The sequence below is a fragment of the Polynucleobacter sp. HIN6 genome, assembly GCF_030297575.1.
Taxonomy (GTDB): domain Bacteria; phylum Pseudomonadota; class Gammaproteobacteria; order Burkholderiales; family Burkholderiaceae; genus Polynucleobacter.
The window spans coordinates 175,646-202,203 of the sequence record NZ_AP028137.1 but is presented as its reverse complement, the minus strand read 5'-3'; the positions used below and the strand labels follow the sequence as shown (position 1 = coordinate 202,203).

The 26,558-nt window shown below is 47.9% G+C and carries 22 protein-coding genes, 1 tRNA gene and 4 pseudogenes; 14 read left to right on the top strand and 13 right to left on the bottom strand.

Annotation, left to right across the window (positions count from 1 at the left end; genetic code table 11):
- Positions 1-14 precede the first annotated feature (14 nt).
- Positions 15-1,424, bottom strand: a complete 1,410-nt coding sequence (gene mpl, locus QUE66_RS01090) for a UDP-N-acetylmuramate:L-alanyl-gamma-D-glutamyl-meso-diaminopimelate ligase (protein ID WP_286223902.1) — start codon at positions 1,422-1,424, stop codon at positions 15-17.
- Positions 1,425-1,449: 25 nt separating this feature from the next.
- Here mpl and QUE66_RS01085 point away from each other — a divergent pair, with 25 nt between their 5' ends.
- The 7 genes and pseudogenes from QUE66_RS01085 (at position 1,450) to QUE66_RS01055 (ending at position 7,056) form a co-directional block, all read left to right on the top strand.
- Positions 1,450-1,977, top strand: a complete 528-nt coding sequence (locus QUE66_RS01085) for a TlpA family protein disulfide reductase (protein WP_286223901.1) — start codon at positions 1,450-1,452, stop codon at positions 1,975-1,977.
- A 181-nt stretch (positions 1,978-2,158) separates the two neighbouring features.
- Entirely contained in the window at positions 2,159-2,620 is a 462-nt protein-coding gene (gene aroQ, locus QUE66_RS01080; protein WP_286223900.1) for a type II 3-dehydroquinate dehydratase, read from the top strand.
- A 23-nt stretch (positions 2,621-2,643) separates the two neighbouring features.
- Positions 2,644-3,114, top strand: a complete 471-nt coding sequence (accB, locus tag QUE66_RS01075) for an acetyl-CoA carboxylase biotin carboxyl carrier protein (RefSeq protein WP_286223899.1) — start codon at positions 2,644-2,646, stop codon at positions 3,112-3,114.
- A gap of 5 nt (positions 3,115-3,119) precedes the next feature.
- Positions 3,120-4,487, top strand: coding sequence for an acetyl-CoA carboxylase biotin carboxylase subunit (gene accC / locus QUE66_RS01070; RefSeq protein WP_286223898.1), 1,368 nt, complete (start codon positions 3,120-3,122; stop codon positions 4,485-4,487).
- A 14-nt stretch (positions 4,488-4,501) separates the two neighbouring features.
- Positions 4,502-5,428, top strand: a pseudogene (prmA, locus tag QUE66_RS01065) (50S ribosomal protein L11 methyltransferase); the annotation flags it as partial.
- Positions 5,429-5,500: 72 nt separating this feature from the next.
- A complete protein-coding gene (locus tag QUE66_RS01060) occupies positions 5,501-6,091 on the top strand; it encodes a DUF3426 domain-containing protein (protein WP_353506823.1) in 591 nt (196 codons plus the stop codon).
- Between the two features lie 8 nt (positions 6,092-6,099).
- On the top strand, positions 6,100-7,056 hold the full coding sequence (locus QUE66_RS01055) for a carbohydrate kinase family protein (RefSeq protein WP_286223897.1): 957 nt from the start codon (positions 6,100-6,102) through the stop codon (positions 7,054-7,056).
- A gap of 61 nt (positions 7,057-7,117) precedes the next feature.
- Here QUE66_RS01055 and QUE66_RS01050 read toward each other — a convergent pair.
- The 5 genes and pseudogenes from QUE66_RS01050 to QUE66_RS01030 all read right to left on the bottom strand — a co-directional run.
- Positions 7,118-7,501: pseudogene (locus QUE66_RS01050) on the bottom strand (histone); the annotation flags it as partial.
- A gap of 343 nt (positions 7,502-7,844) precedes the next feature.
- Positions 7,845-9,029: a ribonucleotide-diphosphate reductase subunit beta gene (locus QUE66_RS01045; protein WP_286223896.1), complete on the bottom strand. Its 1,185-nt coding sequence runs from the start codon at positions 9,027-9,029 to the stop codon at positions 7,845-7,847.
- A gap of 43 nt (positions 9,030-9,072) precedes the next feature.
- Positions 9,073-12,021, bottom strand: coding sequence for a ribonucleoside-diphosphate reductase subunit alpha (locus QUE66_RS01040; protein WP_286223895.1), 2,949 nt, complete (start codon positions 12,019-12,021; stop codon positions 9,073-9,075).
- Positions 12,022-12,243: 222 nt separating this feature from the next.
- Positions 12,244-13,041: a 1,6-anhydro-N-acetylmuramyl-L-alanine amidase AmpD gene (gene ampD, locus QUE66_RS01035; protein ID WP_286223894.1), complete on the bottom strand. Its 798-nt coding sequence runs from the start codon at positions 13,039-13,041 to the stop codon at positions 12,244-12,246.
- A gap of 2 nt (positions 13,042-13,043) precedes the next feature.
- A complete protein-coding gene (locus QUE66_RS01030; protein WP_286223893.1) occupies positions 13,044-13,889 on the bottom strand; it encodes a cytochrome C assembly family protein in 846 nt (281 codons plus the stop codon).
- 20 nt (positions 13,890-13,909) lie between these two features.
- Here QUE66_RS01030 and ffh point away from each other — a divergent pair, with 20 nt between their 5' ends.
- Positions 13,910-15,292, top strand: coding sequence for a signal recognition particle protein (ffh, locus tag QUE66_RS01025; protein WP_286223892.1), 1,383 nt, complete (start codon positions 13,910-13,912; stop codon positions 15,290-15,292).
- Between the two features lie 3 nt (positions 15,293-15,295).
- Here ffh and QUE66_RS01020 read toward each other — a convergent pair whose 3' ends face one another.
- A complete protein-coding gene (locus tag QUE66_RS01020) occupies positions 15,296-17,038 on the bottom strand; it encodes a proline--tRNA ligase (protein ID WP_286223891.1) in 1,743 nt (580 codons plus the stop codon).
- A 63-nt stretch (positions 17,039-17,101) separates the two neighbouring features.
- Between QUE66_RS01020 and QUE66_RS01015 the strand changes: the two are divergent.
- Both QUE66_RS01015 and QUE66_RS01010 read left to right on the top strand, forming a co-directional pair.
- Positions 17,102-17,626: pseudogene (locus QUE66_RS01015) on the top strand (RNA pyrophosphohydrolase); the annotation flags it as partial.
- A 17-nt stretch (positions 17,627-17,643) separates the two neighbouring features.
- Entirely contained in the window at positions 17,644-18,207 is a 564-nt protein-coding gene (locus QUE66_RS01010) for a CNP1-like family protein (protein WP_286223890.1), read from the top strand.
- Between the two features lie 12 nt (positions 18,208-18,219).
- Here QUE66_RS01010 and proB read toward each other — a convergent pair.
- The 4 genes and pseudogenes from proB to rplU all read right to left on the bottom strand — a co-directional run.
- A pseudogene (gene proB, locus QUE66_RS01005) lies at positions 18,220-18,996 on the bottom strand (glutamate 5-kinase); the annotation flags it as partial.
- A 5-nt stretch (positions 18,997-19,001) separates the two neighbouring features.
- Positions 19,002-20,069: an Obg family GTPase CgtA gene (gene cgtA, locus QUE66_RS01000; RefSeq protein ID WP_286223889.1), complete on the bottom strand. Its 1,068-nt coding sequence runs from the start codon at positions 20,067-20,069 to the stop codon at positions 19,002-19,004.
- Positions 20,070-20,126: 57 nt separating this feature from the next.
- The gene (rpmA, locus tag QUE66_RS00995) at positions 20,127-20,396 is read right to left on the bottom strand and encodes a 50S ribosomal protein L27 (RefSeq protein WP_286223888.1); all 270 of its coding nucleotides are present in this window, start codon (positions 20,394-20,396) and stop codon (positions 20,127-20,129) included.
- Positions 20,397-20,410: 14 nt separating this feature from the next.
- On the bottom strand, positions 20,411-20,722 hold the full coding sequence (gene rplU, locus QUE66_RS00990) for a 50S ribosomal protein L21 (RefSeq protein WP_286223887.1): 312 nt from the start codon (positions 20,720-20,722) through the stop codon (positions 20,411-20,413).
- A gap of 126 nt (positions 20,723-20,848) precedes the next feature.
- Between rplU and QUE66_RS00985 the strand changes: the two genes are divergently transcribed.
- Both QUE66_RS00985 and QUE66_RS00980 read left to right on the top strand, forming a co-directional pair.
- Entirely contained in the window at positions 20,849-21,853 is a 1,005-nt protein-coding gene (locus QUE66_RS00985; RefSeq protein ID WP_286223886.1) for a polyprenyl synthetase family protein, read from the top strand.
- Between the two features lie 11 nt (positions 21,854-21,864).
- Positions 21,865-21,941: transfer RNA gene (locus QUE66_RS00980), tRNA-Pro, on the top strand.
- Here the strand turns inward: QUE66_RS00980 and QUE66_RS00975 are convergent.
- The gene (locus tag QUE66_RS00975) at positions 21,942-22,868 is read right to left on the bottom strand and encodes a glycine/sarcosine/betaine reductase selenoprotein B family protein (RefSeq protein WP_286223885.1); all 927 of its coding nucleotides are present in this window, start codon (positions 22,866-22,868) and stop codon (positions 21,942-21,944) included. It abuts the tRNA gene before it with no gap.
- A 65-nt stretch (positions 22,869-22,933) separates the two neighbouring features.
- Between QUE66_RS00975 and QUE66_RS00970 the strand changes: the two genes are divergently transcribed.
- Positions 22,934-23,701, top strand: coding sequence for a fumarylacetoacetate hydrolase family protein (locus tag QUE66_RS00970; protein WP_286223884.1), 768 nt, complete (start codon positions 22,934-22,936; stop codon positions 23,699-23,701).
- Here the strand turns inward: QUE66_RS00970 and QUE66_RS00965 are convergent, their stop codons facing one another.
- Entirely contained in the window at positions 23,702-24,721 is a 1,020-nt protein-coding gene (locus QUE66_RS00965; RefSeq protein WP_286223883.1) for a 2-dehydropantoate 2-reductase, read from the bottom strand.
- Between the two features lie 371 nt (positions 24,722-25,092).
- On the opposite strand from QUE66_RS00965, the gene QUE66_RS00960 reads away from it, so the two are divergent.
- On the top strand, positions 25,093-26,532 hold the full coding sequence (locus QUE66_RS00960) for a high affinity choline transporter 1 (protein ID WP_286223882.1): 1,440 nt from the start codon (positions 25,093-25,095) through the stop codon (positions 26,530-26,532).
- Positions 26,533-26,558: the final 26 nt, after the last annotated feature.

Genomic DNA, 26,558 nt, shown 5'->3' with positions numbered 1-26,558 from the left:
ACCAATTCCTCTAATTAGGGATTCAGGCGCTCTAAGCGAGCCAGAATTTTTTGATGAACACCGCCAAAGCCACCATTGCTCATCACCAAAATATGATCATGGGGTTTAGCTTCACCACATACCGCTTCAACTAAGTGCCCAAGATCATGAAAGCTTTTCGCCTTAGACCCCAATGGCGCGATCGATTCTTGCAAATCCCAACCTAGGGCATCTTTGCCACTAATTGCTCCATAGGCAAATATCAAATCGGCTTCTCTCAAGCTATCCGGAAGCTGAGACTTCATAACTCCAAGCTTCATGGTGTTGGAGCGCGGCTCAAGCACCGCCAGAATTCGTGCCTCACCCACTTGTTTACGTAATCCATCAATAGTGGTAGCAATTGCCGTTGGATGATGGGCAAAATCATCGTATACACGAATCTGATGTTGCTCACCAATGAGCTCTAGGCGTCGTTTGACATTTTTGAACTCTGCCAAAGCAAAAGCAGATTCTTCTGGGGTGATGCCGATATGATGGGCAGCCGCAATCGCTGCTAGTGCATTGAGTTGATTATGAACGCCCATCACTCCAGAGCCTTCAGCCCAATGAACCTCTGTGCATTTCTTGCCCTGATAAAAGACTGCAAAATCAGCGCCGCGTTTACCAGCCGCATTCTCAATATCTTCTAACGCCCAATCGCAGTCACCGTAACCAAACCGTTCGACGGGAGACCACACACCACGTTCGAGTACGCGATCCAATGACTGTTGTGAACCATTGGCAAGCACCAAACCGGTTTGCGGAATGGTTCGGACTAAATGATGAAATTGGGTTTCAATCGCAGCCAAATCGCTAAAGATATCCGCATGATCAAACTCGAGGTTATTGAGAATCGCAGTTCGGGGCCGATAGTGCACAAACTTACTGCGCTTATCAAAAAAAGCGGTGTCGTACTCATCCGCCTCGATCACAAAATAGTTCCCATCACCTAAGCGCGCTGATACTGAAAAGTTCAATGGCACACCACCAATTAAATATCCGGGTTTACGGTGATTACGCTCCAAAATCCAGGTGAGCATGGCCGTCGTTGTAGTTTTGCCATGCGTTCCAGCAACAGCCAAGACATGCCTACCTGATAAAACTTGCTCGCCAAGCCACTGAGGGGCCGAGGTATATGGCAAGCCCTGATTCAAAATCTCCTCGAGCAGGGGGTTTCCCCTAGAGACCACGTTCCCAATCAGAAATAAATCGGGTTTCGATTTAAATTCACGTAGTTGATCGGGGGAGTATCCTTCGATTAATTGAATACCTTGGGCTTCGAGCTGGGTACTCATTGGTGGATAAACATTTGCATCACATCCGGTTACCTCATGACCGGCCTGCCTGGCAATTGCCGCGATTCCACCCATGAAGGTGCCACAAATGCCCAAGATATGAATATGCATGCGTGGATTTTAGCTAAGGAGAGTCATGAACCGTCGTCATTTTCTAATTGGAAGTGTGGTCGCAATTGTTGCCGCAGTAGCAGGTGCTTTTATTGCCAATCGCAGAACTGCCCTCCAATCTGCCTCCCAAGAGGCAGTCAAAGCTCTTTTTGAACGCGAATGGTTCTCTCCAGACCAAAAGCCCATTTCAACCCAAGATTGGAGAAATAAGGTTTTGGTCATCAATTTTTGGGCCTCCTGGTGCCCGCCATGCGTTGAAGAAATGCCCGCCTTAGACAAAGTTCAAGGGGAATATAATCCTAAAAAGATGCTAATTGTCGGTATCGGTATCGATTCACCCTCGAATATTCGTCAATTTATTGAAACTACCATTATTTCTTATCCCATTGTTTTAGGTGGACTTGGTGGCAACGACATCAACAAAATGCTAGGAAACCCATCGGGAGCCCTACCCTTCACGGTAGTGATCAATGCCAAAGGGGATATCACAGGTAGAAAATTAGGCAAGATCAGCGAAGATGAGCTTAGAAAGCTCATTAAAGACGCAATTTAATTAAAATTAGCTACTTTTAGACCAATATTGAAAATGGCTTAGACGGCCATTTTTCGTTCAATTCTTAAAAAAACGGTCAATTTCTAGGTATTCCAAGCTCTTGGGGGTATACTGCTTCTTACGTTAATTTTCTAGATTTATCGCCAAATTAATCGATATTTTTCAATAACTGTAGCGATCTATGCCTACTAACCATTCAAATTCTTCTGTTTTGCTTCTAAATGGTCCCAATTTAAACCTTCTCGGCACTAGAGAGCCTGAGGTTTATGGCAAAACAACCCTTGAAGACATTACGAAGCGCATGGCCGAGCTTGCTAAAAATGCCGGAATTTCGCTGGAAAGCTTTCAAAGCAATCATGAGGGCGAGCTAATTGATCGAGTTCAGAAGGCCAAAAAGGATGGTATTGGTTTCATCATCATTAATCCAGGTGGATTTACTCACACCAGCGTTGCCCTGCGCGATGCCTTAGCTGGTGTAGCGATCCCTTTTATTGAAGTGCACCTCTCGAATATTCACCAGCGTGAAGAATTTCGCAAACATTCTTATTTTTCAGACCTAGCGATGGGCGTGATTTGCGGTCTAGGTGCCCAAGGTTATGAACTGGCGTTCACAGCAATTCAGAACAAACTGGCTTCTCATTAAAAATCATTACAACGAGGTTTGGCATGGACTTACGAAAACTCAAAACCCTAATCGACTTAGTCTCTGAATCTGGAATCTCCGAACTAGAGGTGAGCGAAGGTGAAGACAAAGTCAAGATTGTGAATGCTCGCCATTCTGGTTCCGTTGCAAATGCTCCCGCATCGACGCCCATGAGTACCATGGTCATACCAGCGCCGATCCAACCCGAAGTTCCAACTGCCTCGGTTGTTGCTACCCCACAAGCAAGTGCCGCGCCAGAGGGGTTCGTACAGAAGTCCCCGATGGTAGGAACCTTTTATCGCTCCCCCAATCCTGAGGCACCTGCTTTCGTGAATGTGGGCGATACCGTAACTGTTGGTCAAACCTTATGCATTATTGAAGCCATGAAGCTTCTCAATGAAATTGAATCGGAGAAAGCAGGGGTAATCAAACAAATCCTGTGCGAGAACGGTCAAGGCGTTGAATTTGACCAACCGCTATTCGTCATCGCCTAATCGCCATGTTTGACAAAATACTGATCGCCAATCGTGGCGAAATTGCGCTGCGAATTCAACGAGCCTGCCGAGAATTGGGCATTAAAACGGTCGTGGTGTATTCCACGGCAGATAAAGATGCGAAATACGTAAAGCTTGCTGATGAGGCGGTTTGCATTGGACCGGCACCCTCGACCCAAAGCTATCTGAATATGCCAGCAATTATTTCTGCGGCTGAAGTCACCGATGCCGAAGCCATTCATCCAGGCTATGGATTTCTCTCAGAGAATGCGGATTTTGCTGAGCGGGTCGAAAAGTCTGGATTTGCGTTTATCGGTCCGAGACCGGAGTCGATCCGCTTGATGGGCGACAAAGTCTCGGCCAAAAATGCCATGATTAAGGCAGGGGTTCCCTGCGTTCCCGGATCAGCCGGCGCATTACCTACTGACAATCCAAAAGAAATTCTGGCGACCGCCAAGCGTGTAGGCTACCCGGTCATCATCAAAGCTGCAGGTGGTGGCGGAGGGCGCGGTATGCGTGTGGTTCACACCGAAGCAGCCCTGATTAGTGCCGTGAACATGACCCGTGAGGAAGCAGGACGCGCCTTTGGCAATCCCGAAGTCTATATGGAGAAGTTTTTAGAGCGCCCAAGGCACGTGGAAATTCAAGTCTTAGCAGATACCCATGGGAATGCGGTTTGGCTGGGTGAGCGAGACTGCTCGATGCAGCGTCGCCACCAAAAAGTGATTGAAGAGGCACCGGCTCCAGGAATCGATCGCAAACTAATTGCCAAGATTGGAGAACGCTGTGCTGATGCCTGTAAAAAGATAGGCTATCGCGGTGCTGGCACCTTTGAATTTCTCTATGAAAAGGGTGAGTTCTTTTTCATTGAGATGAACACCCGCGTGCAAGTGGAGCACCCGGTAACCGAAATGATCACTGGGATTGATATTGTTCAAGAGCAAATCAAGATTGCAGCCGGTCAAAAACTAGGCTTTCGGCAACGCGATATCGTCTTTAAGGGCCATGCGATTGAATGTCGCTTAAATGCGGAGGATCCCTTTAAGTTCACTCCCAGCCCAGGTCGAATTCAGTCATGGCATATGCCTGGCGGCCCGGGTATTCGCGTTGACTCGCATGCCTATAGCGGGTATCTGGTGCCCCCGAACTATGATTCGATGATCGGTAAGTTAATTGCCTATGGGGCTACACGTGAGCAAGCAATTCGTCGCATGCGGATTGCCCTCTCCGAAATGGTGATCGATGGCATTCTCACTAACGTGCCCCTGCATCGCGAGCTGATGCTCGACTCAAAATTTGTAGAGGGCGGCACGAGCATTCATTACCTTGAACAACGCCTTGAGGAGCAATCTGCGACTCGTGGTGAAAAATAGGCTTTCTTAAGCCAATGTCGTACCGCGAGTTCCAATTTACGGTCGTTGCTGAAATTGCTGAACCCTTGGGCGATGCGCTCATGGAACTTGGGGCGCTCTCGGTTTCGGTCGAGGATGCTACAGCGGGCGGCTATGACGAAAATCCCCTGTATGGCGAGCCAGGACTATCGCCCGAAGTGCAAGCTTGGGATTTATCCGTTGTTAAAGCACTCTTTGATCAAAGCTTCGAAACCAGTAAGGAAGAATTAGCCGGCATTCTTTTAGAGGCTGGATTTGCGGTTCAAACACCTATTGAATCGCTTGTGGCTGACCAAGATTGGGTGTCGATGACACAAAATCAATTCGACCCGATTCATATTGGTAAACGTATTTGGATTGTCCCTTCGTGGCATCAAAAACCGTCTGAACCAGACGCAATCTGCCTGGCAGTTGACCCTGGCCTTGCATTCGGTACCGGCAGTCACCCCACCACTCGACTATGCCTTGAATGGCTTGAGCAATACAGCAAGAACCCTGTTTGCAAAAGTCAAAGTGTGCTGGATTATGGCTGTGGCTCTGGCATCTTGGCCATCGCTGCCAAAAAACTGGGCTTTCAGACCGTATTTGGAACCGATATTGACCCACAGGCCATTGAATCGGCGCGTACGAATGCGCAACAAAACGAAACCTCTATTGAGTTTCAGTTACCCGACGATATTGATGCCACGATTGGGTCCCGCCCTTTTGATGTCGTGATTGCCAATATTTTAGCCAACCCCTTACAAGTTTTAGCGCCTGCTCTCATCGCACGCGTAAAGGATGGTGGGCAATTAATCCTTTCGGGCATCCTAGAGCGCCAAGCGCAAGAGGTCATCGATTGCTATCAGCTCCATATTCCGCTGTCGATCTGGAGGTCCACGGAGGGCTGGGTTTGCCTACATGGCCAAAAGCCGGTCTCTAAGCAAGATCAGGTTCCGAATCTGCGTTCGATTGAGGATGTCTCAAAGCCCAATCGCTCAATTGTTAGCGCTCCCATGACAAAACATGGGGGGTTTCATCTACGCAAACTTTTGATCACTGTTGGCATATTAATGATGATCGGCTTCCTAGTCGCAATGAGCCTTTGGCGTGTGCCAATTTTGCATTTTTTTGCACCCAACCTAGATAAAAACCCCAACCTAATTGCCTTACGTAGCTTTGAATTGCTACAAACTGTTGATCGGGGAATTTGCGAAGTCTTGCCCTGTGACCAGAGGGCTGTAATTGATTTCACGGCCTGGCGCTTTCTACTTGGCAATCTTGGAATGGATGACAGTAAACGCGGCATTGAGATTCAATCCATTTTGCAAATCGAGCTACAAAATCGTTTATTGGTCCCGGTTGCAATCCCCCATTTGGAGCTAACGCTTAGCGACGCCGATGAAAAAACTATTGCTCGTATTCTGATGAGCCCTGAAGAGTGGCTCCCCAAAACCTGGCAAAGCGCCCATCCCAGCTTTTTACTAACGGGAGCGCCACCTAAAGAACTATTTAACCTATCGCTACCCTTGCAGCTTCCAGCGAATGCTGCGGGTTATCGCTTACGTGTAGCATATCCATCCTCCACTCAACCCCCGTCCCTATAGAGAACTTTATGGCAAGTATTATTTGTGGTTCCATTGCGTATGACACCATCATGACCTTTGAGGGTCGCTTCCAGGATCAAATTCTTCCAGAACAAATCCATATTCTGAACGTCGCCTTCTTAGTTCCTAGCATGCGCCGAGAATTTGGCGGATGCGCTGGCAATATTGGCTATAACCTCCAACTGCTTGGCGGCAAACCAATGATCATGGCGACCGTGGGGGCAGATGCAGATCCCTACCTCACCCATCTCGAGAGAATTGGGATGAGCCGCCAGTTCATTAAAAAACTCGATCAAGCCTTTACGGCTCAAGCGATGATTACTACCGATCTTGCCAATAACCAGATCACCGCCTTTCATCCTGGAGCCATGAATGACTCCCACTTAAATCGTGTCGATGACTGTGTAGCCAGTCTAGATCAAAAGGATCAACACATCGGTATCGTTGCCCCCGACGGCCGAATTGGCATGTGGGAGCATTGCCATCAATTTGCGCAGGCGAAGATTCCATTTATTTTTGATCCAGGCCAAGGGTTGCCAATGTTTAACGGCCAAGAACTGCTTGAGCTCGTCGATTTAGCCGCCTATGTGGCTGTAAACGACTATGAGGGTGAAATGCTGTGCCAGCGTACCGGCTTATCGCTAAACGAGCTGGCAAGTCGCCTCGACGCCTTAATCGTGACGAAAGGAGCTCAAGGAGCGCAGATTCATGCACAAGGCAAAGTCATTGATATCCCCGCAGTTCCCGCTGAGAAGATTGCGGATCCAACCGGTTGTGGTGATGCATTCCGGGGAGGTCTGCTGTATGGCCTTGAAAAAGGTTTGGATTGGGAGACAACCGGACGCTTAGCCAGCCTGATGGGATCGATCAAAATTGCGCATCAAGGGCCTCAAAACCATCAACCCACTCGCAGGGAAATTAGCGATCGCTTCAAAGCAGCTTTTGGTACTGCTATCGCTCTCTAAATAAAAATGGGGTCCCGAAGGACCCCATCCAGACTACTTCAACTATCCACTAAGCCTAGGCTTAGGGACGGCTGCCTGTAGGAAATGGCCAAGCCGCAGCCGGATTCAGCGCAGTTTGCGCTGGAGCAGCAACGGCGGGCTTAGCCGCGGGCTTTTTTACAGAAGCACCTTTCTTGGCAGCAGGCCTTTTCTTGGCTGCTTTTTTAGCAGGCTTTTTCTTGGCAGCTTTTTTCTTTTTAGCAGCAGGACGCTTTTTAGCTACTTTTTTCTTGGCAGCTTTTTTAGCGGCAGGCTTCTTCGCTGCTTTTTTGGCAGCTGGCTTCTTCGCAGCAGCTTTCTTAGCAGCTGGGCGCTTCTTCGCAGCAGCTTTCTTAGCAGCTGGTTTCTTAGCAGCTACTTTTTTCTTAGCAGCTGGTTTCTTTGCAGCAGACTTCTTTTTGGCGATTGCCATAGTGATTCTCCTTCACGTGTGAGGATTAGAACAAACTACTGATTAAGAAAACCCGACCATGACTCCACGTTACGCCTTGCGGTGCACCATGGGAAACGAGCGAGCTATTCATCGGCGCGCGGCTTACTGCATGGTGCTGCACGCTAATGAATCCTGGAAAAAAAGCTGCAGCCCTTGCGGGAAGCAGCTTTTCAAAGAGGGTAGAAAAAATTGGGAAGAAAGTCCGGTCACCCTGTTTCAAGGGTTTTCGCATTTTTGCCAGTTTCAAGCGACTACTAATACTAATCAACCGAACTATCTCCTATATTGCCGGAGGAAGCGCTGGTCTAGCTTTTTGTTACTCCCAACTCAGCGCACCACCGGTTTGATACTCAATCACTCTGGTCTCAAAAAAGTTTCTCTCTTTTTTCAGATCTATCATTTCTGACATCCATGGAAATGGATTCTCTTCATTTGGATACATCGCGTCAAGTCCTATTTGCATGCAACGACGATTGCAGATGAAGCGCAGGTAGCTTTTGAACATGGGAGCATTCAATCCAAGCACCCCTCTTGGCATCGTATCTTCAGCGTAGCGATACTCTAATTCAACCGCTTTTTCGAAGATGCCGCGAATCTCTTCTTTGAACGCGGAAGTCCATAACTGCGGGTTCTCCAGCTTGATTTGGTTGATCAAATCGATACCAAAATTGCAATGCATCGACTCATCACGCAAGATGTATTGATACTGCTCCGCTGCCCCCATCATTTTGTTTTGACGGCCCATCGCAAGGATTTGCGTAAAACCAACATAAAAGAATAAACCTTCCATCACGCAGGCAAAAACAATCAGGGAGCGCAATAGCTTTTGATCGTTTTCAAGAGTACCGGTCTTAAAAGCGGGATCGGTGAGTACATCAATAAACGGAATCAAGAACTCGTCTTTGTCCCGAATCGAGGGAACCTCATGGTAAGCATTGAAGATTTCGGCTTGATCCAGACCCAAGGACTCAACAATGTACTGGTAGGCATGGGTGTGGATGGCCTCTTCAAAAGCCTGGCGCAATAAATACTGACGGCACTCTGGAGCGGTAATCTGGCGATAGGTTCCTAATACGATGTTATTCGCTGCCAAGGAGTCCGCGGTTACAAAGAAACCTAAATTACGCTTAATAATGCGACGCTCATCTTCGGTCAGGCCATTAGGGTCTTTCCAAAGCGCAATATCGCGATTCATATTGATTTCTTGGGGCATCCAGTGGTTAGCGCAGCCGGCTAGGTACTTCTCCCAAGCCCATTTGTACTTGAAGGGAACTAGCTGATTAACGTCTGTCGTACCGTTAATGACTCGCTTATCTGCCACATTAACCCGACGCTCAGTGGCATCGGCTACTGGTTTTGCTGCCGCTTGCACCGGAGGAGCAACCGCAACCTGGTCGGCTACAGGGGCAACTTGCACTGGCGGAACGGCCATTGGCGAGGGTGGCGGCACAAACCCTGCCTTAGCAAGGGCTGGAGCGACTTCTTCATCCCAGTTCAACATACTATTCTCCTAATTCCTATTTGTTCTAATGTTCTCATCGAGCTTATTGACAAGCTTCACATTCCTCAAACCCCGGATCGCCAGGACGCATCGTGCAAACCGGGCCATCCGCAGCAACTGCCCCTGCGGTACTTGCTGCCCCACTAGAGACTGCATTGAGTTGACCTGTGGCGACCGTTGATTTCTCAACATGGGTCGCTGCCATGGTCCGCAAGTAATAGGTGGTTTTTAATCCCCGAATCCAGGCCAACTTATAGGTGTCGTCCAACTTCTTACCGGATGCGCCGGCCATATAGATATTGAGCGATTGAGCTTGATCGATCCACTTTTGGCGACGTGAAGCAGCCTCAACCAACCAGCTTGGCTCAACCTCAAAGGCAGTCGCATACAAATCGCGCAGATCTTGGGGAACGCGATCAATTTTAGACAGAGTACCGTCAAAATACTTCAAATCGGCAATCATGACCTCATCCCATAGACCGCGATCTTTCAAATCCCGCACCAAATAATCATTTACGACGGTGAACTCACCAGAAAGATTGGATTTCACAAACAAATTCTGGAAGGTGGGCTCAATGCAGGCCGAGACCCCAATAATGTTCGAGATCGTTGCAGTTGGAGCAATTGCGACGCAATTGGAGTTACGCATACCGTATTGCTTAATTTGAGCACGGAGTGCATTCCAATCCATGGTGCTTGACTGATCTACCTCAACATAACCACCGCGCTCCTCTTGGAGCATCTTGAGGGTATCTTGGGGCAAAATGCCGCGATCCCACAGCGATCCTTGATAACTACTGTAGGTGCCACGCTCCTTAGCAAGCTCACTCGATGCCTGATATGCGTAATAGCAAACCGCTTCCATCGAGGTATCAGCAAACTTGACCGCCGCCTCACTCGCGTAGGGGATGCGTTGCATGTGCAAGCAATCTTGGAAGCCCATAATCCCAAGACCAACTGGTCGATGCTTCATATTGGAGTTACGGGCCTTCGCAACCGCATAGTAATTGATATCGATCACGTTATCGAGCATGCGCATCGCGGTCTGGATGGTCTTCTTGAGTTTGGCATGGTCAAGCACCATTTGACCGTCGGCATCAGTAGTCATATGAGCGGTGAGATTAACTGAGCCTAGATTACAAACGGCAATTTCAGTCTCATTGGTGTTGAGGGTGATTTCAGTGCACAAATTGGATGAATGCACCACGCCTACATGCTGTTGAGGGCTACGAATATTGCAAGGATCTTTGTAGGTAATCCAAGGATGGCCGGTCTCAAATAGCATGGCCAACATCTTGCGCCATAACTGAACTGCAGGGATCTTCTTCGATGGCTTAATTTCGCCGGCCTCAGCACGCTTTTCATAGGCGATATAAGCCTGCTCAAAGGCTTTGCCATACTTGTCGTGCAAATCGGGGGTGCTTGATGGAGAAAATAAAGTCCACTCACCGTTTTCCATCACCCGCTTCATAAATAAATCTGGGATCCAGTTGGAAGTGTTCATATCGTGGGTGCGGCGGCGATCGTCACCGGTATTCTTACGAAGCTCCAAAAACTCCTCGATATCCAAGTGCCAGGTCTCCAAGTAGGCGCAAACCGCACCCTTGCGCTTGCCGCCTTGGTTTACGGCTACAGCGGTATCGTTCACAACCTTTAGGAATGGAACAACACCCTGCGACTTACCATTGGTGCCCTTAATGTGGCTGCCCAAGGCGCGCACATTGGTCCAGTCATTACCCAAACCACCAGCAAACTTCGATAACAAGGCATTCTCTTTCAAGGCCTCGTAAATGCCATCCAAGTCATCATCGACCGTGGTGAGGTAGCAACTCGATAGCTGCGAGCGCAGAGTTGCTGAGTTAAACAGGGTTGGGGTGCTCGACATGAAGTCAAAGGTCGAAAGAACCTCATAAAACTCAATCGCACGACGCTCACGCTCTGGCTCATTTAAAGCCAAGCCCATTGCCACGCGCATGAAAAATGCCTGCGGCATCTCAATCCGATGGTCTTCAATATGCAAGAAGTAACGGTCATAGAGGGTTTGGAGACCCAAATAATTGAATTGCAAATCCCGATCGGCATTGAGTGCTGCCGAGATTTTGCTCAGGTCAAACTCTAAAAGGCGGGGGTCCAGTAGCTCCGCCTCAATTCCCTTACGAATAAATTGGGGGAAATAATTCGGATACTCAGACTGCATATCGCCTTGCAAGACCTCACGCCCCAGAATTTCTTTCCGAATCACATGCATCAAAATACGAGCGGTCACCTGGCTATACGCAGGGTCTTTTTCGATCAGGGTGCGCGATGCCAAAATAGCCGAGTCATAGACTTGAGCCATGGGAACACCGTCATAGAGATTCTTGATGGTCTCGGTCATGATGGGGTTAGCATCAATGTGGTTACCCAATCCCTCGCATGCCGCCTCAATCACACTGCGCAAAGCAGCCACGTTTAGGGGCTTAGTAACACCGTTATCGTTCACTTGAACAGAAGGCAGACTTGGGTCGGCAACCTGCTCTTGGGCCGCGCTTTGCTGCGCAGCACGTTCCTGGTTGCGCTTTTCGCGATAAAGCACGTAAGCCCGAGCAACGTTATGCTCACCACTACGCATCAAGGCCAATTCAACCTGATCCTGAATATCTTCAATATGAAAGGTTCCGCCATTGGGTCGGCTGCGCAATAGCGCACGAACCACGTTTTGGGTCAATTGCTCAACTTGTTCACGAATCCGTGCTGAAGCTGCGCCCTGACCACCATTGACCGCCAAAAATGCTTTGGTCACAGCAATGGCAATTTTCGAGGGCTCAAAAGCAACTACCGAACCATTACGACGAATGATTTTGTAGTCTGAAAGCTGGGTGGTTTGAGCAAGACCTACACCACCGGCCACATAGTTGGCGGATGGGGTTTGAGTCAAATTACCGACGGGGCTAACGCCTCCATGACTCGTGGTACCTGCTTGGCCAGCTGCTTGAGGATCGGCGAAGGTCATATTGCTCCTGCTATATATATGTATTTATTGGAAAAAAGACAAATTTGTAACAAAAACACTAGATATAGTGGTTTTGAATCGTTCTGGATACTAAGTATAGGTAAATATTTTAAATTAGGTAAGCTCTTTTTTACAGAATTTATTAGTAATTTCCCTATTTTTGATAGAAATGAAATCTTCAAAAAAGAGATGTAAGCGATCGCTTACCTGATGGAGAAATAGCTAGCGGACTTCAACCCCGAAGGGCAATTGTTCCTTACTTAGGTTTGCCAATCGTTGTATTCGCGCCCAATCAAATGATTTGCCTGGGTCGGTCTTGCGGTCGGGCGCAATATCGCTATGTCCCGCAAACTGCAAGTTGGAAAAATTCTTTGCTAAGAAGTCAATCAGCTGGGCAAGGGCTGTGTATTGCTCATTGGTAAAGGCTGATTCGCCATCCCCTATTAACTCAATACCAATAGAAAAGTCGTTGCAACGCTCCCGCTCAAAAAATTGAGACGCGCCTGCATGCCAAGCCCGTTTATGAACCGATACCAGCTGAATGACCTGTCCATCACGATCAATCAAGAAATGGCTTGAAACCTTCTGATGCGCAATTTGCTCAAAATAAGGATGGGTGCGCGCATCTAACTTGTTTTGAAAAAAATCAATAATGCGATCACGACCAAATTGACCGGGGGGCAAACTAATATGATGAATGACCACCAAATCCGGTTTAATTGAAGCGGGTCGTTCATCAAAGTTAGGGGAAGCTCGCCACTGCGCCCTACCCCACCAACCCTTTTGACTTAAGTTATCGCGATGATCGGCGCAACAGTAATAGCGCCCATCCCATGCAATCGCATCATCTTCAGGCAAGTGAAGGTCGCAATACGAACAAGAAACCATACGCTTGGGCTTTAACTGAGAGGGCGGTGCTGACCTCGGCTCCAAAGCCTTTTCTTGATCGTGCTTTTTCTTAAGCACCAACCACCAATAGGCAAAGGCCAAGCCCAAGCCAAGCAAAATCCATTTCAGCAAAATTAAGTTCTCTGCAAAATCACTTCGGCAACAAAGCGAGTGCCTACATAGGTCAACAACAGGGCCACAAATCCACCTAAAACCCAGCGCACTGCTGTTGGACCTCGTAAACCAACCCGTAGGCGCGCAACCACTAAACCGCTAAACAAGAGCCACGATAAGAGTGCAAATACCGTTTTATGGTCAAAGACTAGTGGTTTACCAAACAGCTCTTGTGAGAAAAATAAACCAGAGAAGACGGTCATACTTAATAGCGCATAACCGACGTAGAGCAAACGGAACAAGAAACTCTCCATCGTCAATAATGGCGGCAGACTTTCAATCCAGGTCGGCGCACCGCCCATACCATTGGCCATACCCTTGCGCAAAGCCCGATCTTGTAAGTTCATTAATACCGCAAGCATCGCTGATAGGCTAAAAAATCCTACCGCAAAGGTTGCAACGATAAAGTGCGCCTTAAACCAAGGATCAGCGACGGCACGCTGAGAAATGACCGACCCTGGAAAGAGATCGGGCAGGATCGCACAAAACATCGCCATGCTGATGGTCATCAGCCGCAAGCTGGAAATGGGTAAGAAAAAGCTCTGAATCCAGTAAAAACTGAGTCCCACCCAAGCCATCAGGGAGAGATCTTGCGCAAAGCCAAATACAAAGCGCTCACCATTAAAAATCGACTCGTACAACAGGATTCCGTGAATGATCAACACGATCAGAATCAAAATTTGGACCAAGCCAATAAAAAATGGGGTCTCAGGGCGCCTTTGGTCGCGATAACCCAAAACAATAATCAGCAAGAGATAAAGTAAGGATGGCAACCAGCCATATCCTGAGTAACCTAAAATAGTCATTTCGAAAGTCTAATCGATAAATGCTTGAGAATCTGACCGACCGCCTAAGTCGTGTGGTTAAAACCATGCGGGGTCAAGCTCGCCTGACAGAAAACAATACGGCCGACATGCTGCGCGAGATTCGTCTCGCCTTACTAGAGGCTGACGTTGCCCTGCCGGTGGTAAAGAGTCTCATGGAGCAAATCAAGTTCAAGGCACTTGGTGAGGATGTGGTGGGCAGTCTCACCCCTGGTCAAGCCTTGGTGGGGGTTGTGCAACGCGAGCTAGCTCTCATCATGGGTGGGACTGAAGAAGAGTCTGGGAAATTAAACCTAGCCACCCAACCTCCTGCGGTCATCTTGATGGCTGGTTTGCAAGGTGCTGGTAAAACAACCTCGGCAGCCAAACTTGCTAAGTTCTTGCAAGAAAAGTTAAAGAAAAAGGTTTTGACTGTTTCGTGCGACGTGTATCGTCCGGCCGCGATCGAGCAGTTAAAAACGGTTAGCGCTCAAGTTGGAGCGGATTTCTTTCCAAGCTCACCTGACCAAAAGCCCATTGAGATTGCCAATGCGGCGCTCGATTGGGCTAAACGCCATTATCACGATGTTTTAATTGTTGACACGGCAGGTCGTTTAGGAATTGACGAACAAATGATGCAAGAGATTAAGTCTTTGCATGCGAGTCTCAAACCGATTGAAACTCTTTTTGTGGTCGATGCCATGCTTGGTCAAGACGCTGTTAATACCGCGCGATCTTTTCATGAGGCATTACCCCTGAGCGGCGTCATTCTGACCAAACTGGATGGTGATTCCCGCGGGGGTGCAGCGCTATCGGTTCGTCATATTACCGGCGTGCCCATCAAATTTATCGGCGTTGCAGAAAAAATGGATGGGCTGGAGGCCTTTGATGCGCAGCGCATGACCAACCGCATCCTAGGTATGGGCGATATCTTGGCCTTGGTCGAACAAGCTCAACAAAATGTCGATATTGCGCAAGCCCAAAAGATTGCCAACAAAATACAAAAAGGTGGTTTTGATCTTAGTGACTTCCGAGAGCAAATTAAGCAAATGCAAAACATGGGGGGCATGGCCAATCTGCTCGATAAACTACCCAGCCAAATTGCGCAACACGCTAGTAAAGCGAACTTAGGAATGGCTGATAAGCAAATGAAGCATATGCAAGGGATCATTGATAGCATGACCCCGCAAGAGCGTGCCAAACCGGAGCTACTCAAGGCGAGTCGTAAGCGTCGCATTGCCGCCGGCGCAGGAGTTCAAGTTCAAGAGGTCAATCGACTCTTGGCGCAATTTGAACAAATGCAAGGCATGATGAAGCAAATGAAAGGCGGCAAGATGGCCAAGATGATGAGCTCGCTTGCTGCCCGTGGCGCCGCCAAAGGACTCGGCGGGCTGTTCAAAAAATAGAGCTTAAATCAAATTATTTTTTGCGGTATTGATCGCAGCAATAATCGTTTGCGCAATCGACTGGAACGGTATTAATTGAGCGGCACTTTCACGTCGCCCCTGAAACTCCACTTGACCCTCTTTCAGGCCGCGCTCGCCAATCACGACACGATAAGGCACACCAATCAACTCCCAGTCTGCAAACATCGCACCTGGACGTTCACCGCGATCATCTAAAACAACATCCACGCCAGCAGCAAGAAGCTCTTGATGAAGATGATTAGCAGATTCACGCACTGCATCGGATTTATCGTAGCCCACAGGACAAATCACAACCTCAAATGGGGCCATGGAAATCGGCCAAACAATTCCACGCTCGTCGTGACCCTGCTCAATCGCAGCGCCTAATAAACGGGTTACGCCTATTCCGTAACAGCCCATCACCATTGGCTGAGCTTTACCATTTTCATCAAGATAGGTGCACTTCATCGCTTCGGAATATCGGGTACCCAATTGAAAGACATGGCCCACTTCAATGCCACGACAAATCTCAAGAGTTCCTTTTCCATCTGGCGAAGGATCTCCGGCCACTGCATTACGCACATCGGCTACCAAAGGCTCAGGGACGTCGCGCCCCCAATTGACACCAGTCAAGTGATAGCCTTCGGCATTGGCACCACAGACAAAGTCGCTCATATTTGCCACAGTGCGATCAGCAATCACTTGAACTGAAGCTGGCAGACCAACCGGACCTAAGTAACCCACTGGAGAACCGCATGCCGCCAGGATTTCAGCATCGGTGGCAAACCGGAAGGCACTTAAACCAGGGACCTTATTAACCTTGATTTCATTGAGCTCATGATCACCCCTGAGCAACACCATGAATAATTTGGCGGGTCCAGCGTCTTGATCAACTGCCAACACTAGGGATTTAATAGTATTAGACAGATCGATCTTGAGAAACTGCGCAACATCTTCGCAACGCTTTTGATCTGGCGTTGCCACTTTTTGCATACTTTCTTTTGGAGCGGCTCGGTGTGCAATAAGAGCAACCGATTCAGCAGCTTCTAAATTGGCAGCGTAATCTGAATTAGGGCAATAAACAATCGCATCTTCGCCTGTATCGGCAATCACATGAAATTCTTGGCTGCCCGACCCTCCGATCGCACCATTATCAGCAGCGACGGCTCGGAACTGCAAACCCATGCGTTGAAAGATTCGGACGTAGGCATCAAACATGAGCGCGTAAGACTTTTTCAAGCCTGCCTGATCACGATCAAATGAATAAGCATCCTTCATGCTGAACTCACGACCCCGCATGATCCCAAAACGGGGGCGACGCTCATCACGAAACTTCGTCTGGATTTGATAAAAGTTAACGGGCAACTGCTTGTAGCTCCTAATCTCCGAGCGCGCAAGATCAGTGATCACCTCTTCGGAGGTTGGCTGAATCAGATAATCGCGCTCATGGCGATCTTGAATGCGCAACAACTCGGGACCCATTTTTTCCCAACGACCCGTCTCTTGCCATAACTCAGCAGGTTGAACGATCGGCATCAGAAGCTCGATGGCTCCGGCGCGATTCATTTCTTCCCGAATAATGTTCTCGACCTTCCGAATTACCTTGAGCCCGAGAGGGAGATAGTTATAAATTCCAGCACTTAATTTACGGATTAGCCCAGCGCGCACCATCAGTTGGTGAGACACAATCTCCGCATCTGCTGGAGCCTCTTTTAGGGTTGCAAGAAAGGTTTGTGAAGCTTTCATGAGTGACTATAATCAAATCGTTGATTTTAAAGGATTAAAGATTAGGGACTAAAAGGTACGATTATGCTTGACCGTGAAGGCTATCGACCTAATGTTGGCATTGTGCTTCTCAATGCTCGCAACGAAGTATTTTGGGGTAAACGAATTGGACAACATTCTTGGCAATTTCCACAAGGAGGAATTGCGCACGGAGAAAGTCCAGAAGAAGCAATGTATCGCGAACTCCACGAAGAGGTGGGTCTTTTTCCTCACCATGTCGAGATCATTGGGCGCACCCGTGATTGGATTCGCTACGATGTGCCCGAGGAGTTCTTACGCCGCCAAATGAATCACCGTCATCAGCGTGTCGCTTATAAGGGTCAAAAACAAATTTGGTTCTTACTGCGAATGCTAGGCCAAGACCATGAGATTCAACTACGAGCCACAGGGCATCCTGAGTTTGATGCCTGGCGCTGGCATCCATATTGGATTGAGCTCGACACCGTGATTGATTTCAAGCGCGAGGTCTATCAACTTGCACTCTCTGAACTCGCCCGGTTTATTGTCACCACCAACCAAATGCAACAATTAGTCTGGGGGGCACCATTACACGCCTCGCACCCTTCATGAATAAACTTCAGTTTCTCTTGCTTGCATCATCAGTTACGGTACTGAGTGCCTGTTTTTCGGATCCCTTGGCCGACGGGACTGATCCGTTTGCACCAACAGTATTTAAGGAAGGGGAAACACCCATGCCCTTAAATCCGCCTAATAAAAAATATTTGATACCTTTCTCAGTATCGCAAACCACTATTTTCAAGTTTGCCGTTGATACCGAATCCATCAAGATTGGAAACGACGGCGTTACCCGCTACATTGTGGTGATTACCAATCCCAGTGGTGGTCAAAATGCTTACTTTGAAGGAATACGGTGCGATACGTTTCAGTGGCGGTTATATGGCACTCTTGAAGCCAATCAGCAATGGCGTGCCAATCCTTTAGGTAGCTGGTTAGCCATTAAGGACAATGTTCCAAATCGCTATCAGGCAGCTTTGGCTCAGGGTGCTTTTTGCAATCTAGCGACCCAAGAAAAAAGTTACGCCAAGGTTGTGAAGTCTCTCGACCCCAATAACTTTTTGGGGATCACTGCTCCCGTCGGATCCGAAGCAGAGCTACCGACTCTGCGCTAATTAGGCCTTACTCAGCAAGGTTCCAATCGACTCGCCCTGATAAAGGCGTACTAATACATTTGGCTCACGGCCAGAGGCAATCACCGTACTCGCCCCGGTTTCTACCGCTGTTTTGGCTGCCAACACTTTTGTAAGCATTCCGCCTTTACCCAAATCACTACCAGCACCTCCAGCCATCCGCTCTAATGAAGGGTCGCCTGCGATTGCAAAATCAACCATCGTGGCAGTGGCATCTTTACGAGGATCGGCGGTGTATAGCCCACCCTGATCCGTCAAAATGACTAGGGCGTCGGCGTGTACCAAATTAACGACGAGTGCCGCCAAACTATCGTTATCACCAAATTTAATTTCATCGGTAACTACCGTATCGTTCTCATTAATGATCGGCACAACACCTAAAGACAGTAGTGTTTGCAAGGTTGCCTTTGCATTTGCATGACGCTGCGCATTAGCCAAGTCAGCATTCGTTAATAGAACCTGTGCAGTATGTACGCCAAATTTTGCAAAGCATGATTCGTAAACTTGCACCAAACCCATTTGCCCAACTGCGGCAGCTGCTTGCAGCTGATGAATTTCTTGAGGGCGGACAGCCCAGGATAAGCGCTGCATGCCCTCGGCGATGGCACCTGAACTCACCATCAACACCTGGCAGCCCTGCTTGAGTAAATTAGATACTTGCTCAGCCCAAGTAGCAATCGCAGTTCGATCTAGCCCTTCGCCATTATTGGTCACCAAGGTAGATCCAACCTTCACAACAATTCGTTTTGCTTCTGAAATCGTTTTTTTCATCGTTATTACTCGTCTAAAAAACGGGGGTCTTCAGCACGCTCTTCCTCTAGGTCGCGATCTTTGCGAAGTCCGTCCAAATAATCTTGAATCGCATAACAAAGGCGATCACAACCTTCGCCAGTAAGGGCAGAGACCTCAAATACGGGACCCTGCCATTCAAAACGTTTTAAGAAATCTGCGATGGTTTGCTCTCGATCCTCAGGCTGCAGCATATCGACCTTATTCAATACAAGCCAACGTGGCTTTTGATATAAGGCTTCATCGTATTTGCGCAGCTCATTAACAATCGCCTTGGCATCAGCGACCACGTCGACATTCTCATCAAATGGGGCGATATCAACCAGGTGCAGGAGCACACCGGTGCGCTGTAGATGCCTTAAGAATCGGTGACCAAGACCAGCGCCCTCAGCAGCACCCTCGATGAGTCCTGGAATATCCGCAATCACAAAGCTGCGTTCATTACCAACCCGCACCACTCCCAAATTAGGATGTAAAGTGGTGAACGGGTAATCTGCAATCTTGGGGCGTGCATTAGATACAGCGGTAATCAAAGTAGATTTACCAGCATTGGGCATCCCCAATAAACCCACATCGGCCAACACTTTTAATTCCAACTTTAATTTGCGGCGCTCACCTGGTTTGCCATTAGTCTTCTGACGTGGGGCACGGTTGGTACTACTTTTAAAGTGAATATTGCCCCAGCCACCAACACCTCCTTGGGCAAGGCAAATTCGCTCCCCATGTTTAGTCAAGTCAGCAACTACTTCGTTGGTTTCTGAATCCGAAATAATGGTGCCAACTGGCATTCGTAACTCAATATCGTCACCAGCACGGCCATAGCAATCCGATCCACGCCCAGGCTCACCATTTTTAGCCGTATGCGTTTTGGAATACCGGTAATCAATTAAGGTATTGATGTTACGATCCGCAATCGCATAAACACTGCCCCCGCGACCGCCATCGCCACCATCTGGGCCACCAAACTCGATGAATTTCTCGCGGCGCATTGAGGCGCTGCCGGCACCACCATTACCAGCAATCACTTCAATTTTGGCTTCGTCTATGAATTTCATAAATAAAAAGGCCTCGCAATCTGCGAGGCCTGTTTCTGTTGATTAATTAAATCTCAGTCAGGCCGCTGATGAACGAGGCAATACTGAAACTTGCGCTTTCTTCATTGCGCCTTTAACTCCAAACTCTACTTGTCCATCAATCAAAGCAAATAAGGTGTGGTCTTTGCCCATTCCAACATTGACGCCGGGATGAACTTTGGTGCCACGCTGACGAATAATAATTCCGCCAGCATTGATTGCTTGACCGCCATAGACTTTCACGCCTAAGCGTTTTGATTCTGAGTCACGACCGTTGCGTGTTGAGCCGCCGCCTTTTTTCTGTGCCATCTTTCTCTCCTAACTCAGGCCTTAATCGACTTAATCAGAATCTCTGTGTAATTCTGACGATGGCCCTGATGTTTTTGATAATGCTTACGACGACGCATCTTAAAGATTTTCACTTTATCGTGACGTCCCTGGGAGACTACAGTAGCCATCACAGCGGCACCATTAACCAAGGGATCGCCAACTTTGAGCGATGAGCCCTCGCCTACGGCGAGAACTTGGTCAAGAGTAATGTCGCTGCCGATGTCCGCTGGTATCTGTTCTATTTTCAATTTTTCGCCAGCAGCAACTTTATACTGTTTGCCACCGGTTTTTATGACCGCGTACATGGTTAAACCTCTCAAAAAATACTGCAAATAATTACAAATCAACTTAATTCGAAGCATGATTCCTTTAAAAGTCGGTGACTTACAGAAAATCTGCCACTTTGAGCTGAGCCAAGTATTATATCTTGGATGAATAACACTGTCAAAAACAATCACTTAGGGCAAATTTTGGCCCCCATCAGCCCTGATTTACAGGCTTTGGACGAGGTCATTCGCCGTCGACTTGCCTCGGAAGTGGTTCTAATTGATCAAATCTCGTCTTACATCATTCAATCGGGGGGAAAGCGGGTCCGCCCCGCTCTTCTCTTATTAATGGCTAAAGCTCTAGCCAACGGCAAGGAAATTCCCCATGCTTTGGAGCTAGCCGCGGTGGTTGAATTTATTCATACCGCCACCCTGCTTCACGATGACGTTGTGGATGAATCCACCATGCGCCGCGGTAAACAAACCGCTAACGCCGCCTTCGGAAATGCTGCGAGTGTGCTGGTGGGTGATTTCCTATACTCGCGAGCTTTCCAAATGATGGTCGCCCCCAATGACATTCGAGTGATGCAAATTCTCTCGGACGCTACCAACACAATTGCCGAAGGTGAAGTCTTACAGCTTCTCAATATGAATGACCCTGAGGTCGATGAGTCTAGCTATCTTCAGGTGATTCGTTATAAGACCGCAAAATTATTTGAGGCATCGGCTGAACTCGGCGCTCTAATTGCACAAGCAAGCGATATCGAGCGCGAACTCGCAGCCGCATTTGGGCGCCATATTGGCACCGCCTTCCAGCTGATGGATGATCTACTGGACTACACCGCAGATCCCAATGAAATGGGTAAGAATGTGGGCGATGATTTACGTGAAGGTAAACCAACCCTCCCACTGATTTATCTCATGGAAAAAGGTAGCACCGATCAACAACTACTGGCTCGGGAAGCAATCTCACAAAACGAGGATCTACCAGATGATGTGTTTGATCAAATCCTAGAAGGCATCTACAGCTCTGGCGCCTTAGAGTACACCCAAGACGCTGCGAGGCGCGAGGTTGATTTAGCCCTCAATACGATTAAGGATTTCCCACCAAATCCAGCCAGCGAATCCTTGCGCGCTTTATGCGAGTACTCGCTAATTCGTCAGGGATAAAATAGTCAATACGGAATGTAGCGCAGTCTGGTAGCGCACCTCGTTCGGGACGAGGGGGTCGGAGGTTCGAATCCTCTCATTCCGACCACTATCGCCCAGTTGTCTTTTGCCGAATCTCTTTTGCCGCTAGCCTTGCTGCTTCGGCCTCAGAGCGCAAAGATTCAATTTCCTGCTTTGTTAAACGCTCAATATTCATGTAGTCTAATTTCCAACGAGGATCCTCACTCCAGCGCAAGGCACTTTGCACAGTAGTTCGCGGTCCTGGAGCAACCTCAAGCACATCGAGGGCTAAATTAAAAATAATGTGCTGTGATTGTGGGTCTTGGGGTCTTGCTGCTGCATTGCCCAAGGGAAAATCATTAAACACGAAGCGCGGGACACCACAGAACTCCACAATATCTTTAGCAGCTCCAATAATGATCGTTGGAATGCCTGCCTCCTCAAGAAAGCGTGCTAACAATGAAATACTTTGATGACAAATGGGGCAATTAGGAACCAAGATAGCGACGTCCACCCCATCGACTTGGCACATTTGCAGAATGCGGGGCGCATCGCTTTCTAAAGTGTGACGTTGACTTCGGTTAGTTGGCAGGCCATAGAATCGATCTGCTAAGTTTCCAATTCGTTGCTCAGCCACTGCTTGTCTAGCGGCATTCAACGGAAACCAGCAGGCCATCTCGGATAAATTCGCATGCTTTCGATCTATACCCACATGCGCAATCCGTAAATCAGGGTTGACTGTGCTTGGGATTGCATAGGGCTCATAAAACTTTGCCTGTGCGTTGTATGGAGCACCAGGCCCCTGATCTCCCTTTGAAGGATCATAAGGAACTGCGGTTGTAATTAAAGCTAATGTCGAGGCTTTTAATGACTTTTTTAAGGGGGTAAATGGCACATTGCTGTAATGCGCCCAAACATAGGGATTGTCATAACCAAGCGCCAGATAGTACGAGCGTGTACGTTGAATATATGGAATTGCGCTGTCGAACTCGGGGGCAAAAGACAGTTCCGGCATTTTTTAGAGTGACTCGGTGGTAATTGATAAGATCATGGTAATCATATACAAAGGAGAACGGTACTATGGCACAGTGGTTACGCTACACGCATCAAGGCAATGTTGGATTTGGACAGTTACAAGGGGATCAAATTGCTGTTTATGTCGGCGATTTATTTGCTAACCCCAAAGCAACTGGTGAATTCATCAAGGCTGCAGATGTCACGATTGAGATACCCTGCGTTCCAAGTAAATTCATTGCCCTAGTGGATAACTTTCATGCCTTGGTCACCAAGCTTGAGCACACCGTTCCAGATGAGCCTTTGTATTTCTTAAAAGCAAGTAATTCCTTTCTAGCGGCGGGACAAACCATCCAAGTGCCGAAATCCTATGCAGGAAAGGTTATTTATGAAGGTGAACTTGGGATTGTGATTGGGACAAAATGCCATGGGGTGAGCGTTGCCGATGCCGCTCAATTTATTTTTGGCTATACCTGTGTCAATGATGTCACCGCCATCGAGATTTTGAATCGCAACCCTGGTTACGCTCAATGGAGCCGTTCAAAGAGCTTTGATACTTTTGGCGTATTTGGACCGACCATCACAACCGATGTGGATCCCATGGGCTTATCGATTAAAACAATCCTTAACGATCAAGAACGTCAGAACTATCCAATGAGCGATATCGTTTTTACGCCCGCTCAATTAGTCAGCCTTATTTCACAAGACATGACCCTCATGCCAGGCGACGTGATTGCCTGTGGAACCTCCGTAGGCGTCGGCTCCATGAAGCCGGGCAGTCAGGTCAGTATCGTGATCGATGGCGTTGGGCGCCTTGATAATCGCTTTGAATAATTAATATCCAGCGGCTACTGGTAATACAAGATTTCCCTTGGCATCCTGCACGTTTTGATCTAGATACTTCGTCAGAGCATAAACGGTATTCAAGCAGGGTGTCGGGGTTCCTGTAATCTCACCTAACTCAATTACGGAGCCCAACAAAGCGTCGATTTCCAATGAACGACCAGCCTCCAAATCTTGCAACATCGAAGTTTTGTGTTTGCCGACTTTTTCAGCACCAGCGATACGTCGCTCAATATCGACACGGAAAGTAACGCCAAGCTTTTCAGCAATCGCTTGCGCTTCGGCCATCATATTGCGCGCTAGCTCTTTCGTCAGAGGGAAGCGGCAAATGCCTTCCAAAGTACCGTGAGTTAAAGCGCTAATTGGATTGAATGTGAGGTTACCCCAAAGCTTTAACCAAATTTCAGCACGAATATCATCCAAGATGGGTGATTTAAACCCTGCAGCCCCCATCACATCTGAAATTTTCTGAATACGTTCCGTGGACTTGCCATCCAACTCACCGAGCGGGAAACGCACACCCTCGACATGTCGAATAACACCAGGACCTTGTGTAATAGTCGCAGGATATACAACGCAACCAATAATATTGTCGGGATTAATCGCCCGCATGACAACACCGCCTGGATCAACGGTATCGACGGGATGATCCTTGTACTTGCTATTGAGTTTCTGAAAATACCACCATGGAATTCCGTTTTGCATTGGAATTAATATAGTGTCGGGCCCTAGAACCGATACTAGATCATCAATGACAGGTTCCACTTGATGGGCTTTCACTGCCAAAATAATGACATCCTGTTTTGGTAAACCGCGTAGATTTTCAACAGCCTTTACCTTCGCAATGATGGGTTCAGGATGCTCATCGGTAATTAAGGCAAGTCCTCGTTCTTCAATCGCTCGCAATGTAGCGCCACGCGCCATCACCGTTACGTCGTTACCAGAATTTGCCAACATAACCGCTAAATAGCCGCCAATTGCGCCGCCACCACCAATGACACAGATTTTCATGAACACTCCAATTTAAATATGATGATTGGTAATAGTACGATATTTTTTAGGGCTATTAGGATTTCCTTTAATGTTCCTCTTGCCAAATTTATCCAAAAATACCACTCACTTTGTAGCGACCATCCTCAAAAAAGATCAACTCTTTTATAAGACTTAGACGCCACTGGTACTTTTAATGAATCGCCAATCAAATTTGATCTTTAAATAAGCGCAGATCTTGATAGGTTTCAATACCTTAGGCCGTATTTTCCTGATTCAGGAAGGCGAGATAATCCCCACCTATAATCAGGGCTTGCTAGTGAATAGGCCCTAATGGGGTGGTCTAAAGACCATCCAATGATCAATCTATTTTGTCGAAAGAGGACGGTGCGATGCTGCTTTGGTTCGTAATTGCTTATCTCGGCATTTCAATTGCGATTGGTTTATACGCCGCCACCAAAGTTCACAATGCCAGAGACTACATCACAGCTGGCCGAAATTTACCCATGGCTTTTGTTCTGGCGATGGTCTTTGCTACTTGGTTTGGCGCCGAGACCGTTCTTGGCATTTCGGCAACCTTTTTAGAAGAGGGATTTCGAGGACTTATTTCCGACCCTCTTGGGGCCTCGCTCTGCTTAATTCTGTTCGGACTGGTCTTTGCAAAACCCTTGTATCGACTAAATCTCATCACACTTGGCGACTATTTTCGATTTCGCTACAACCGCCAGACCGAGTTGCTAATCTCCATTTGCATCATCGTTTCCTATCTTGGCTGGGTATCTGCTCAAATTTCGGCCTTAGGGCTAACCTTTAATGTTTTGTCGAACGATTTAATTTCAATCAGCGATGGTATGCTCATTGGTGCTGGCGTTGTTTTGGTCTATACCTTGTTTGGTGGAATGTGGTCAGTGGCACTCACAACCTTTGTTCAAATGATTGTGATTGTGATCGGGCTTTTATTGGTTGCCAGTAATGCTGCTGATCAAGCTGGTGGAGTTGCTACTGTGATTGCTAAGGCTAGCGCAGAGGGTAAATTTAATTTCTTGCCGACACTGGACCCAATCGATATGCTTGGCTGGATCGCGGCATTGCTAACTATTGCACTAGGCTCCATTCCACAGCAAGACGTTTTTCAACGAGTCAATGCAGCTAAAAATGAGTCAATCGCAGTATGGGCTACTACCTTAGGCGGTGTGGCCTATTTCTTTTTTGCTAGTGTGCCACTTTTCTTGGCTTACACCGCCAATATCATCGATCCACAAATGGTCGAGAAATTTCTAGCGAGCGACTCTCAAATGATCTTACCCACGCTGATCCTCAGCCATATGCCTTTTTTTATGCAGGTGGTTTTCTTTGGGGCGCTGATCTCGGTCATCATGAGTACCGCGTCTGGAACCTTACTTGCACCATCAGTGACCTTTACAGAAAATATCCTGAAGGGTTTTTATCATCACATGACGGATAAGCAATTCCTTTGGGCAACGCGCTTGACCGTATTAGTATTTGCGAGCATTGTGACCTTTTACGCGATTGCGACTGAGGCCAAAATCCACACCATGGTTGAAAATGCTTACCGTATTACGCTAGCGGGCGCATTTGTACCACTGGTTGCTGGCCTATTCTGGAAGAAAGCGAGTGATCTCGGTGCCTTGCTTGCGATTACCTTTGGCTTGAGCATGTGGCTCTTACTGGAAATCATGGGTATTGAGGAGCCGGTTGAGCCCCAGTTAATCGGCCTACTAGCCAGTCTGATTGGCATGATTCTAGGAAGTTCAATTGCCCCACGTTCGCCAGCGAGCGCTACAAATCAACTAAATAAAGCTCAGCATTAATTACCGACTTCCATTCGAAAGCCAAA